13 protein-coding genes are annotated in these 12,092 nt (G+C 58.2%); 8 read left to right on the plus strand and 5 right to left on the minus strand.

Translation table 11 applies throughout. The features are described from left to right. Positions 1 to 10 precede the first annotated feature (10 nt). Both EV586_RS16695 and erpA read left to right on the plus strand, forming a co-directional pair. Positions 11 to 460, plus strand: coding sequence for a hypothetical protein (locus EV586_RS16695; protein ID WP_243653070.1), 450 nt, complete (start codon positions 11 to 13; stop codon positions 458 to 460). 95 nt (positions 461 to 555) lie between these two features. Beyond that, entirely contained in the window at positions 556 to 909 is a 354-nt protein-coding gene (gene erpA, locus EV586_RS16700) for an iron-sulfur cluster insertion protein ErpA (protein WP_132946252.1), read from the plus strand. A gap of 49 nt (positions 910 to 958) precedes the next feature. Here the strand turns inward: erpA and tpx are convergent, their stop codons facing one another. From tpx to EV586_RS16720, 4 genes are all read right to left on the minus strand, one after another. Next, positions 959 to 1,477 (minus strand): thiol peroxidase, encoded by a 519-nt coding sequence (gene tpx / locus EV586_RS16705; protein ID WP_132946253.1) that lies wholly within the window; start codon positions 1,475 to 1,477, stop codon positions 959 to 961. 87 nt (positions 1,478 to 1,564) lie between these two features. After that, entirely contained in the window at positions 1,565 to 2,326 is a 762-nt protein-coding gene (ymfI, locus tag EV586_RS16710) for an elongation factor P 5-aminopentanone reductase (RefSeq protein ID WP_207893928.1), read from the minus strand. A gap of 46 nt (positions 2,327 to 2,372) precedes the next feature. Next, positions 2,373 to 3,173 carry an alpha/beta fold hydrolase gene (locus tag EV586_RS16715; RefSeq protein WP_132946255.1) on the minus strand — a complete coding sequence of 267 codons (801 nt, stop codon included), beginning with the start codon at positions 3,171 to 3,173 and terminating at the stop codon, positions 2,373 to 2,375. Between the two features lie 17 nt (positions 3,174 to 3,190). Further along, entirely contained in the window at positions 3,191 to 4,093 is a 903-nt protein-coding gene (locus tag EV586_RS16720; RefSeq protein WP_132946256.1) for a hypothetical protein, read from the minus strand. A 171-nt stretch (positions 4,094 to 4,264) separates the two neighbouring features. Between EV586_RS16720 and accC the strand changes: the two genes are divergently transcribed. The 5 genes from accC to EV586_RS16745 are packed head-to-tail and all read left to right on the plus strand — an operon-like array spanning position 4,265 to position 9,228. After that, a complete protein-coding gene (gene accC, locus EV586_RS16725) occupies positions 4,265 to 5,608 on the plus strand; it encodes an acetyl-CoA carboxylase biotin carboxylase subunit (protein ID WP_132946257.1) in 1,344 nt (447 codons plus the stop codon). Positions 5,609 to 5,641: 33 nt separating this feature from the next. After that, a complete protein-coding gene (locus EV586_RS16730) occupies positions 5,642 to 5,857 on the plus strand; it encodes an acetyl-CoA carboxylase biotin carboxyl carrier protein subunit (RefSeq protein WP_132946258.1) in 216 nt (71 codons plus the stop codon). A 34-nt stretch (positions 5,858 to 5,891) separates the two neighbouring features. Continuing rightward, entirely contained in the window at positions 5,892 to 6,806 is a 915-nt protein-coding gene (locus EV586_RS16735) for a hydroxymethylglutaryl-CoA lyase (protein WP_132946259.1), read from the plus strand. A 21-nt stretch (positions 6,807 to 6,827) separates the two neighbouring features. Beyond that, positions 6,828 to 7,661: an enoyl-CoA hydratase gene (locus EV586_RS16740; protein ID WP_132946260.1), complete on the plus strand. Its 834-nt coding sequence runs from the start codon at positions 6,828 to 6,830 to the stop codon at positions 7,659 to 7,661. Positions 7,662 to 7,698: 37 nt separating this feature from the next. Further along, complete coding sequence (locus tag EV586_RS16745) at positions 7,699 to 9,228, plus strand: acyl-CoA carboxylase subunit beta (protein WP_132946261.1); 1,530 nt, start codon at positions 7,699 to 7,701, stop codon at positions 9,226 to 9,228. 49 nt (positions 9,229 to 9,277) lie between these two features. On the opposite strand, the gene EV586_RS16750 is transcribed toward EV586_RS16745, so the two are convergent. Continuing rightward, positions 9,278 to 10,921, minus strand: a complete 1,644-nt coding sequence (locus EV586_RS16750; protein WP_132946262.1) for a peptide ABC transporter substrate-binding protein — start codon at positions 10,919 to 10,921, stop codon at positions 9,278 to 9,280. A gap of 156 nt (positions 10,922 to 11,077) precedes the next feature. Here EV586_RS16750 and EV586_RS16755 point away from each other — a divergent pair, with 156 nt between their 5' ends. Next, the gene (locus tag EV586_RS16755) at positions 11,078 to 12,058 is read left to right on the plus strand and encodes a ketopantoate reductase family protein (protein WP_132946263.1); all 981 of its coding nucleotides are present in this window, start codon (positions 11,078 to 11,080) and stop codon (positions 12,056 to 12,058) included. Positions 12,059 to 12,092: the final 34 nt, after the last annotated feature.

Raw genomic sequence — 12,092 nt, forward strand, 5'->3', positions numbered from 1 at the left:
GGGACGTATGATGGAGAAGCCGTTTTCGTATCCACTGACGATGAAAAACGGAAAGGTGTTTGACGCGGCCGGGAAGGATGTCACGGAGCTGTATCAGGAGTACAAGCAGTCGGAAGCTGCGGAGAAGATGGTGTCGGCGCTGGAAAAATTGGCGCAGATCAAGCAGCAATCGCTGCCGACCAAGCGTATGCTGTTTATTGACACAGCATACAAGTATTCGGCAGTGATCGAAACGTTTGTCGGCGACGACCTTTCGGACCGTCTTAATTTAGCTTATGCCGGCAAGGTCGAGGAAAATGAGTCGGGCGACTGGTATCTCAACAAAATGAACCGCAAAATCATCGAGATCGAAAGCCTTGCTCAATTGTACAGTCTCGTCTCGCGCGGTGACATCACGATGGACATGGCGGAGATTGCGTGGGATAACCGTGAATCCTGCTTCTATATGATCAAACGATAAACGTAAAAGGTAAGTAGGTCACTTTTCGAAACTGTACAATTACACGCATATCGGGTATGCTGAAGAGGTACTATTAGTAGAGGAGGTGGAGTCACATGGTAACCTTGACCGAATCTGCTGCAGAGAAGGTTTCTGCCCTGCTGGCTCAGAAAGATAACCCGAACCTTGCACTCCGTATCTTTATCAAGTCCGGCGGCTGCTCTGGCTTCAGCTACGGCATGGCGCTTGACGAGAAGAAAGACAACGATGCTCAATACGAGTTGAACGGCGTGAAGGTGGTAGTTGACGAGATGAGCGGTCAGTACCTCGATGGCGCAGTTGTAGACTACGTAGATTCTCTGATGGGCGCGGGCTTCAAGATCGAGAACCCGAACGCAGCTTCGACTTGCGGCTGCGGTTCTTCCTTCCGCACCGCAGGCGATGCCGGTAAACCGGGCGCTTGCAGCTAATCTGCGCAAATAAAAAAGCACCCCTTGAGGGGTGCTTTTTTATTTGGGCTTACTTCGCAGCTTTAGCCGCCGCGATCGCCGCTTCGTAGTTCGGGTGGTTGGTCACTTCGGACACGTATTCAACGTGCACGATCTGGTCATTGGAGTCGATGACGAAGACGGAGCGCGCGAGCAGGCGCAGTTCTTTGATCACAACACCGTACGACAGACCGAAGGACAGGTCGCGGTGGTCAGACACGGTTTGCACCTTGTCGATGCCGGCAGCGCCGCACCAGCGGCCTTGTGCGAACGGCAGGTCGACCGAAACGGTCAGGATGGTGGTGTTGGTCAGGTTTGCCGCTTCTTCGTTGAAACGGCGGGTTTGCGCGTCGCATACGCCGGTGTCAACAGACGGAACGACGGAGATGATGCGCACGGTGCCTTTGGAGTCATCGAGCGTCACCGGAGACAGGTTGTTGGCCAGAACGGTAAAGTTGGGAGCTTGGTCGCCTACTTTGACTTCGGTGCCTTGCAGGGTCACCGGGCCGCCTTTAAAAGTGATGCCTTGACGTTCAGTTGCAGTGGTCATGAGAATGCCCTCCTCGATATCTGTGTTTGATTTGTGTTTACCTGCGTTCGGTGCTATGTACCAGTTACTATCATACCCAAGCAACCCTTAAGTAACAAGCCCGCCGTTGGGCGAAACCACCTGTCCCGTGATAAAGGAGGAAGCGGGCAGCGCTAAAAAACGCACGAGGTTGGCGATGTCCTGCGGCGTGCCGATGCGCCCGACCGGCGTTTCGTCGGCGATGCGCTCGAGGTCTTCCTGGCTGAGATGGGACAGCATGTCGGTCATCACCGCGCCTGGCGCCACGCAGTTGACGGTGATGCCGGACGGGCCGACCTCCTTGGCCAACGCTTTTGTAAAGGAGATGATGCCGCCTTTGCTGGCGGAATAGGCCACCTCGCAGGAGCCGCCGGTGATGCCCCAGATCGATGAGAGGTTGATGATGCGCCCGTACTGCCTTTGCACCATGTGCGGCAAGACCGCTTTGGCGCACAAAAAAGGCGCCCGCAAGTTGGCGTGCATCATCTCGTCCCATTCTTCGACGGTGGTGTCGAGCAAGAGCCCGGTCCGGGAGATGCCGGCGTTGTTGACGAGAATCTGCGGCGCGCCAAAATTGACGCAGGTCGCTTCGATCAAATGAGCGGCTTGCGCGGGGTCGCTGAGGTCGGCGCGCACCGCCAGCGCTTTGACATCATAGCGGCGGCAGGCTTCGACCGTCTCTTCGGCCGCCTGGGCCGACTGGTTGTAGTTGACGATCACGTTTGCGCCCGCTTCTGCTAACGAAATGGCGATCGCCCGTCCAATGCCGCGCGAGGCGCCCGTCACGATGGCAGGGGCGCCTCGAAGCGGCTGTTCTTCCAATCTGTTCATCGCTGCACTTCCTTGCTCCAATCTGTACCTCCGATTGTACCACAGTTTAGTGGAAGTGCAGGGAGGGGTCGACCGGCAGTTCAATCTGTTCAACAAAATCGCTGAGGATCGAGTTGAACGCCCCGCAGGTGCGGGTGGCGACGGCGTGGTTGGTGCCTTCGATCACCGAGATCTGCGCATTCGGCATCTGCGAGGCAAATTCTTTGGCGAAAATTTCATTGGCCCGGTCTTTGGTGCCGTAGACGAGCAGCACGGGGCATCCGATCTTCGAGACCTCCCGCGTGGTCAGGAAGCGCTCCGAGGCCTGCATGATGCGCAAAGCTTCTTTTGGTTCGGCGCGTTTGGCGATGCGGTAGAAGAAGCCGCGCTGGACGACGTTTTTCGCGTTGCTCTGGGCGACGGAGTAGGCCATCAGCTTGTGCAGCCGGGCGTTGATCAGCCACTTGGAGAGGCTGTTTTTCATCACCATCTGCGCGCCGTGTACGCGGGCATAGGGCCCGGCGAGGCAGAGTCCGGCGACCATCTCAGGATGATCGAGGGCGAACTGCTCGGCGATCAGCGTGCCGGAGGAGTAGGCGACAAGAAACGCTTTTTCGATCTTGAGCTGGCGGCAGAGGGCGAGCAGGTCACAGCTGAGGTCTTTGATCTCGATCGGCCCCTGCGAAGCGCCGGTGCCGCCGTGGCCGCGGACATCGTAGGTGATGACGGTGAAATTTTTTTTAAAGACAGGGACTTGGCCGAGCCAGTTCTGGTGGTTCAGGCCGAGTCCGTGGATGAAGATCATCGGAAAGCCGGCACCGATGATCGTATAGTAATGCGAGATGCCTGCATGTTCGAAACGGGGCATCGGTGCGTCCCCCCTTTTTAGCGGCCGGTTTCCGGTGGCTCGGAGTTATCCTGCGTCCGGGCGGCCGGATCGTACAGGTCGTAATTGCCGAGCCCGATATTCGGATCGATCCAGTTTTGTGGCGACAGCGGCGCGACCGGGTCGAGCTCGTACCCGTCCTGCGCCGGGATGCGGCGTTCACTTTGCGCTTCCGGGAAAGCCGGGTAGTGTGGGAACTGCGTGTCTTGATAGTCCGCGTCGGGGATGCCCGCGTCCGTCTGCGCTGCATACTGCGTGTCCGGCTCGACAAGAACCCCTTGCAGATCGAGCAAGTCGTGTTGCGGGACGCTCCAAACGTTCGGTGCATAGGGCAGGATGGAAAGCGAGCTCGGGATCTCCTGCGTATTCAGTCGCACTTGCTCCTGCTCCGCCACATAGCGGATGTCCGCATCGGGCGGAATGTAGCGGACCGTTTCTTCTTCCTGCGGGCTTTCCTGCTCATCGCTTAGGGGCATCCGCGTGACTTTGCCGCCGTGTTGCTCCATAATATTGGAAGCGAAGTCTGCTTCAGCAGGCGTATACGTATCGACCGCCAGGAAAAAAGACCCTTGCGGCGGCTCCTCGCTTGCTGTCGCCTGCTCCGGCCGTTCGGGCCGCCTTTCCTGCCGGTGCTGTTCATCGTTGCGCTCCTCCGCCAGCTGTGCGCTCATGTAGTGCCCGACCGTGTCCCCGACGGCCAGCCCGGCCACGGGACCGCCTGAGAGCACGGGGCCGAGGCCCGGCACGAGGTACGCCGCAGCGCCCAAGGCGATGCCGCCGATCTCCGACAAGCCTTCGACCATGTTCGCTTCCTCCTGCACGCCGCGAATTTCAAAATGATCGCCGGCCTGCCCCTGAATCGATGTCGTTTCTTCCGTCTTTGGAGCAGGGTTGGAAGCCATGATCGAAATTCTTCCTGTAAAATACGGAGTCAAGTCCTTGACGCAATCATGAACAGTTGTATACGATTGAAAATGAGTGATGATTCGTTCATTTTTCATTTTCCTGATCACCTCTTCATGCGGTAGGTTTCCCATCGCAACGGACAACTACACATACAGGAGGACATATCCATGTTCCGTAAAATTTTGATCGCCAACCGCGGCGAGATCGCTTGCCGCGTCATCCGCACCTGCAAGCTGCAAGGCATTCAGACCGTCGCTATCTACTCGGAGGCGGACGCGGAGGCACCGCACGTGAAAATGGCGGACGAGGCGTTCCTCGTCGGCGAGCCGCCGGTGGCGAAAAGCTACTTGAACGTCGACCGCATCCTTGAGATCTGCAAAGAGACAGGCGTCGAAGCGATCCACCCGGGCTACGGCCTGCTGTCTGAAAACACCGGTTTTGCCAAGCGCGCCGAGGAAGCGGGCATCACCTTCATCGGCCCGTCTGTGGAAGCGATTGCAGCGATGGGTTCGAAGATCGAATCCCGCAAAGCGATGGAAGCGGCAAACGTTCCGGTCGTGCCGGGCATCACCCGCCCGTTGGCCGACGAAGAAGAAGGCGTTCTGGTCGCCAATGAAATCGGCTACCCGGTCATGCTGAAAGCATCGGGTGGCGGCGGCGGCATCGGCATGCAAGTGGTCAACTCTGACGACGAGCTGCGCAAAGCGTACGCCGGCAACCAGAACCGCGCCAAGCAGTTCTTCGGCGACGACGCGATGTACATCGAGAAATTCGTCGAAGAGCCGCGCCACGTCGAAGTGCAGGTGCTCGCCGACAAAGCGGGCAACACCGTCTACCTCTGGGAGCGCGAGTGCTCGATCCAGCGCCGCCACCAGAAAGTGGTCGAAGAAGCGCCGTCCCCGTTCCTCGACGCCGAACTGCGCCGCCAGATGGGCGAAGCGGCTGTGCGCGCGGCGCAGTCGATCGGCTACAGCAACGCCGGCACGATCGAATTCCTCGTCGACAAGCACCGCAACTTTTACTTCCTTGAGATGAACACCCGCCTGCAGGTGGAACACCCGATCACCGAGGAGATCACCGGCCTCGATCTCGTCGCGGAGCAGCTGCGCATCGCGTTTGGCGAAGAGCTCGGCTACACCCAAGACGACATCAAGCTCGACGGCCATGCGATCGAAGTCCGCGTCTATGCGGAAGATCCGAAGACGTTCTTCCCGAGCCCGGGGCAGATCACCCGCTTCGAAGCGCCGCAGTTTGATTTTGTGCGCAACGAGCTGGCGGTCGGTCCGGACTCGAAAGTCACGCCGTTCTACGATCCGATGATCGCCAAGCTGATCGTCAAAGGCAAGGACCGCGACGAAGCGATCTCCCGCATGCAGCAGGCGTTGGAGCATTACCATGTCGAAGGCATCAAGACGAACATCCCGATGCTGCGCGAAGTATTGGCGCATGACGCCTTCCGCGCCGGGGATACGACCACCGATTTTGTGGCAAAACACATTCAGAAAAAATAAAAGACGGCATCGCAGCCAAGGAGGAACCAGACAATGACAGAAATCACCGCAAGCATGGCAGGCAACGTATGGAAAGTGCTCGTGAAAGCAGGCGACACCGTAGAGGAAGGGCAAGACGTGGTGATCCTCGAATCGATGAAGATGGAAATCCCGATTTCCGCTGACTTCGGCGGCAAAGTTGTGGAAGTGAAATGCGAAGAGGGCGGCTTCGTCAACGAAGGCGACGTGCTCGTCGTAGTCGAAGACTAAGCCTGGCAGACTATAACTTAGGGTGTGATCGTCCATGAGCAAAAACTGGCCGGCTTCCGTCACGATCAAAGAAGTAGGACCTCGTGACGGTCTGCAAAACGAAAAAGGCATCGTCAAGACGGAAGACAAGATCGCCTGGATCAACCATCTGAGCCAAACCGGGCTCAAGCACATCGAGATCACCTCGTTCGTCAATCCGAAATGGATTCCGGCGCTCGCCGACGCGCTCGAAGTGGCACAAGGCATCGCCCGCGCAGACGGAGTGACCTACTCGGCGCTCGTCCCGAACCTGCGCGGTCTGCAAGGTGCCTTGCAGGCCAATCTCGATGAAGTGGCCGTCTTCATGTCGTCGACGGAGATGCACAACAAAAAGAACATCAACAAAAGCATCGACGAGACTTTCCCGGTGCTGCAAGAAGTGGTGGATGAAGCGCTGAAGGCAGGCAAGATCGTCCGCGGTTACCTGTCGACCGTCTTCGGCTGCCCGTACGAGGGGGCGACCGATGTCAAGCAGGTGCTGTACGTCTCCGAGAAGCTGCTCGAGATGGGCATTCACGAGCTGTCCCTCGGCGACACGATCGGCGTCGCCAATCCGCGCCAGGTGCAAGAGGTGCTGGAAGTGCTCTTGAAGACGATTCCGGCCGACAAGATGGCGATGCATTTCCACGACACGCGCGGCACGGCGATGGCCAACGTCCTCGCGTCGCTGGAGATGGGCATCACCACCTTCGACGGCGCGCTTGGCGGCCTTGGCGGCTGCCCGTACGCACCGGGCGCATCGGGCAATCTGGCGACAGACGACCTGTTGTATATGCTGCACGGAATGGGCATCGCCACCGGCGTGGACAACGCCCGGATGATGGAAGCGGCGAAATTTATCCAAGACAAGATCGGACGTCCGCTGCCCAGCCACGCTCTGCAGGCGGCCACCGCCGTTTGCGAATCGTAAGGAGACGGGGGAGGAGAACTCATGCCATTTGATCCGAACATCCGCAATTTCCGCGAAACGCCGCTGGCAGACGACCGCAAAGGGCTCGTCAAAACGGAGATCAGCGCAGGCATTGCCACCGTGACGCTCAACCGTCCGGAAGCGGCGAATGCGTTTTCCGTCGAGATGCTGGAGCAATTTATCGACGCGCTCTATGCGCTGAAGTTCGATCCGGAAGCGCGCGTGGTCATCGTCACCGCCGTCGGCGAAAAAGCGTTTTGTGCCGGCGCCGACCTGATCCAGCGCGGCCAGATGGACCTGACGCAGGCCCGCCAGCACATCAATCTGATCCGCACGGCGGTCAATGAGCTGGAAGCGCTGCCCCAGCCGACGATCGCCGCCATTAACGGCGTCGCGTTTGGCGGCGGAACGGAACTTGCCTTGGCGGCCGACATCCGCATCGCGGCGGACAACGCGAAGTTTGGCTTGACCGAGACAGCCTTGGCGATCATCCCGGGCGCTGGCGGCACGCAGCGCCTGCCGCGGCTGATCGGTGTGGCGAAAGCGAAAGAGCTGATCCTGACCGCCCGCCGCATCGAGGCGGCGGAAGCGGAGCGGATCGGTCTGGTGAATTACGTGGTGGCACAGGAGGAGCTTTTGCACAAAGCGAACGAACTGGCCCGCGAGATCACCAAAAACGGCCCGCTCGCCGTGCGTCAGGCCAAGCTTGCGATCAACAAAGGCGTCGAAGTCGACCTCGCGACCGGACTTGCGATCGAACAAAACGCGTACGAAGTGATCATGCCGACCCAGGACCGTCTGGAAGGCTTGAAAGCGTTTAAAGAAAAACGTCCGCCGGTCTACAAAGGCGAGTAACAGCCGCACGTAACTGCCGCAAGGAGGAGAGACAAGGATGTCTTTTGATAAAACATTGCAAGAGCGCCTGGAGAAAATCCAGCAAGGCGGCGCTCCGAAGTACCACGAGAAGAATGCCGAGCAGGGCAAGATGTTCGTTCGCGACCGTCTGCGCCTGCTGTTCGATGACGAATTCCTGATCGAAGACGGCGCTTTCGCCAACTTCATGGCCGGCGACCTGCCGGCTGACGGCGTCGTCACCTGCCTCGGCCGCATCCACGGCCGCACCGTTGCCGTGATGGCGAACGATTCCACCGTCAAAGCGGGCTCCTGGGGTTCGCGCACGGTGGAGAAGATCATCCGCATCCAAGAGACGGCGGAGAAGATGAACATCCCGATGATCTACCTGGTCGACTCCGCAGGCGCGCGCATCACCGACCAGATCGAGATGTTCCCGGGCCGCCGCGGCGCGGGCAAGATCTTCTACAACCAGGTGAAATTCTCCGGCCGCATGCCGCAGATCTGCGTGCTGTTTGGCCCGTCCGCAGCTGGCGGCGCATACATACCGGCATTCTGTGACATCGTGATCATGGTCGACAAAAACGCCTCGATGTACCTTGGCTCCCCGCGGATGGCGGAGATGGTCATCGGCGAGAAAGTCACCTTGGAAGAGATGGGCGGCGCCCGCATGCACTGCCAGATCTCCGGCGTTGGCGACGTGCTGGCGAAAAACGAGGAAGATGCGATCAAGCAAGCTCGCCAATACCTGGGCTACTTCCCGCAAAGCTATGCCGAACATCCGCCGGTTGCAGACAGCAAAGACATTGCCGAGTTCGAAAAAACGCTCGGTGAGATCATCCCGCAGAACCAAAACGCGCCGTTCAACATGCTCGACCTGATCAACCGCCTGATCGACGAAGGCTCTTGGTTTGAAATCAAGAAGCTGTTCGCGCAGGAGCTGCTGACCGGTCTCGCCCGCATCAACGGCAAAGTGGTCGGCATCATCGCCAACCAGCCGAAGGTCAAAGGCGGCGTTCTGTTCGTCGACTCCTCCGACAAAGCGGCGAAGTTCATCACCTTGTGCGATGCCTTCAACATTCCGCTCTTGTTCCTGGCTGACGTGCCTGGCTTCATGATCGGCACCAAAGTGGAGCGCGCCGGCATCATCCGCCACGGCGCGAAGCTGATCTCGGCGATGTCCGAAGCATCCGTGCCGAAGATCTCCGTCGTCGTCCGCAAAGCATACGGCGCCGGCCTCTACGCGATGGCAGGTCCTGCCTTCGAGCCGGACGCTTGCCTCGCCCTCCCGACAGCTTCCATCGCCGTCATGGGTCCGGAAGCGGCCGTCAATGCCGTCTATGCCAACAAGATTGCCGAGCTGCCGGAAGAAGAACGCGCTGCCTTCATCGAAGCCAAGCGCGAAGAGTACCGTCAAGACATCGACATCTACAAGCTGGCCAGCGAAATGATCATCGACGCGATCATCGACCCGAACGATCTGCGTAACGAACTGATCAAACGCTTCGAGCTTTACAGCTCCAAATACGCGCCGTTCACCGACCGCAAACATCCGGTGTATCCGGTATAAACGGACAAAGCAAATCCCCTTCTCTGCAGAGAAGGGGATTTTTTCAGGCTTACTTCTTGCCTTCGATATAGGTTTCTTTCAGATCGTACTCGATCGCAAACGGGCGCTTCACGAAGTTCTTCACGTACGGTTGGGTGACGTACGCGCGGGCGCGGAAGTTGTTCGGGCCGATCGGCATCTCTTGGATCAGGAGTTTTTCGGCATCCTGAAGGATGGAGATGCGCTTCTTCGGGTCCGGCTCGCTCTGCGCGTCGGCGATCAGCTTGTCATACTGGGCGTTGCTCCAGCTGCCGTAGTTGATGCCGCCGCCGGTGGTGAAGAGATCGAGGAAGGTCATCGGATCGTTGTAGTCGGCGATCCAGACGCCGAGCGAGATGTCATAGTCATGACCTTTTTGCTTCTGCAGGCGCAGTTTGAACGGAAGCGGCTCGATGTCCACTTCGATGCCGAGGTTGGCGCGCCACTGCTCTTGGATGTATTCGCCCGACTTGCGGCCAATATCGCCTTCATCGACCATCAGCTTGATTTTCGGGAAGCTGTCGAGGCCTGCTTCTTTCAAGCCCGCTTGCAGCGTTTCTTTCGCTTTCGGCGCGTTCTCTTTCAGCTTGAGCTGGTCGCCGAGGTTTTTCGCGAAATCGCCGCCCTGGCCGTCAGACGTGCCGTACGGGGTGAAGCCCGTCGGCGGCTTGGAGCCGTTGTGGTAGATGACGTCCGCGTAGGACTCCCAATCCACACCCCAGGTCAGCGCCTGGCGGACTTTTGTCGATTGAAGCGCTTTCACTTTCTGGTTGTAAGACAGGTAACCGGAAGCCAGCTCGGGCTGCTCCACATATTCCGGCTTGCCTTTATAGTTGTCCACATGGTCGCGCATCAGCTGGGCGCGGTCGACTTGCCCCGCTTCGTACAGGTTGACCTGTGCGTTGCTGTCTTTGACGATCTGGTAGTTGACTTGGGTCAGTTTGACTTTGTTCTTGTCCCAGTAGTTTTCGTTTTTGACCAGCGTGACCGATTGCTCGTGCGTCCAGTCCTTCATCACAAACGGACCGTTGTAGAGCACTTTGTCCGCTTCCGAGCCGTATTTGTCGCCGGACGCTTCGACGAATTTTTGGTTTTGCGCGAAGAAAGTCGGGAACGCCATCTGCTCGATAAAGAACGGCAGCGGGTTCTCCAGCGTCACGACAAGCGTCTTGTCGTCGGTCGCTTTGACCCCGACATCTTCCGCTTTGCCTTTGCCGTCGTTATAAGCTTGGCCACCTTTGACCCATGCTACCATAAACGCATATTGCGCACCGGTGTCCGGGTTCAAGGTGCGCTTCCAGGAGTATTCAAAATCATGCGCAGTCACCGGGTCGCCGTTCGACCATTTGATGCCGTCGCGGAGTTTGAAGGTGTAAGTAAGTCCGTCCGGGGAGATCTCCCAGTTTTCAGCCAGCCCCTTGTCCGCTTTGCCGTTCGCGTCGAGGCGCACCAGGCCTTCGTTGACGTTGGAGAACAGAGTGAAGACAAGGTTGTCGGTCGCTTTCGAAACGTCCATCGTCGGCAGTTCGTCACCGAGTACCAAGTTCAACACTTGCTCTTCCGTTTGCTTTTCTTTGTCGGCGCCATCGGTTGTCTCCGAGCTGCTGCAGCCGGCGAGCACGCCTGTCAGCATCGAAACGGACAGACCAACGGTCAGCCACTTGTTTACTTTCATGTACAAACCCCCATTTGTCGAGTAAAAGACTATTTCTCTGCTTATATATATTATCACAGTTAAATGATTTGTTGGCGGGTATTTGGAACGAAGTTATCAGAAAAAGGGAATTCGGCACCGTGAACAGAATTGAGCATTCTACAAGGAGGTGCGGAGATGAAAATTGCAATCATCGGCCCGGGCGCGATCGGGCGGCTGCTCGGCTATGCGCTGGCAGCAGGCGGGCATGAGGTGGTGATGATCTGCCGCCGCGAGGAACAGGCGGAACGCTTTTGGCAGGACGGGGTGATTTATGTCGACCCGGACGGGCAGGAACACCGTGCGACTGTGCAGGCAGCTGTGGGAATGTCGGACGACGCCTGCACCGGGCTGGACGGTGTGCTGGTCACCGTCAAAAGCTATGACACCGCAGCGGCAGCCCGGCAGATCGCCGCTGTAACGACAGATGCGCCGGTCTTGTCCTTGCAAAACGGGTTGGGCAATGCGGAAACGCTGGCCCGGCATCTCGACCCGGGGCGCATCGCGCTCGCCTTGACCACGCATGGCGCGACGGCGGAAGGGGATAGCAAAGTCTGGCACAAAGGCCGGGGCCAGACGGTCATCGGCAGCCTGGCGGAGCACAGCACGACAGCCTGCCTCTGGGCGGATCTGCTCACCGCCTGCGGGCACTCTGCGCAGCTGTCGGACGACATCCGCCGGGAAGTGTGGAGCAAAGCGATGGTCAACATCGGGATCAACCCGTTCACCGCCGTTCTGGGAGTGCAAAACGGGCAATTGCTGCAGGAACCGGAGATTCTGCCGCTGATGCAGGCTGCCGTCGCAGAAGCGGAACGGGCAGCGCTGGCTGACGGAATCGTGCTGGAGGACAGTTTCTTGCGCGTGCTGGAAGTGTGCCGCAACACCGCCGACAACACGTCGTCGATGCTGCAGGATCTGCAAAAAGGACGGCGCACCGAAATCGAGGCGATGTGCGGTGTTGTCGTGGAAATTGCTGAACAATCGGGCTTTCCGGCACCCTATAATTTTTTTCTCAAAAAAATAGTCAAAAAATGTGAAACAAAACGCCTCGAACTGTCATCGTTAGAGGTGAAGGGCTTGTTCGAGCAGTTTTTTCACAAAAACTTAATGGATATTTAGTTTTAATCAATTCTAAACTCACTCATAACATCAC

This window comes from Tumebacillus sp. BK434 (genome assembly GCF_004340785.1).
Classification (GTDB): domain Bacteria; phylum Bacillota; class Bacilli; order Tumebacillales; family Tumebacillaceae; genus Tumebacillus_A.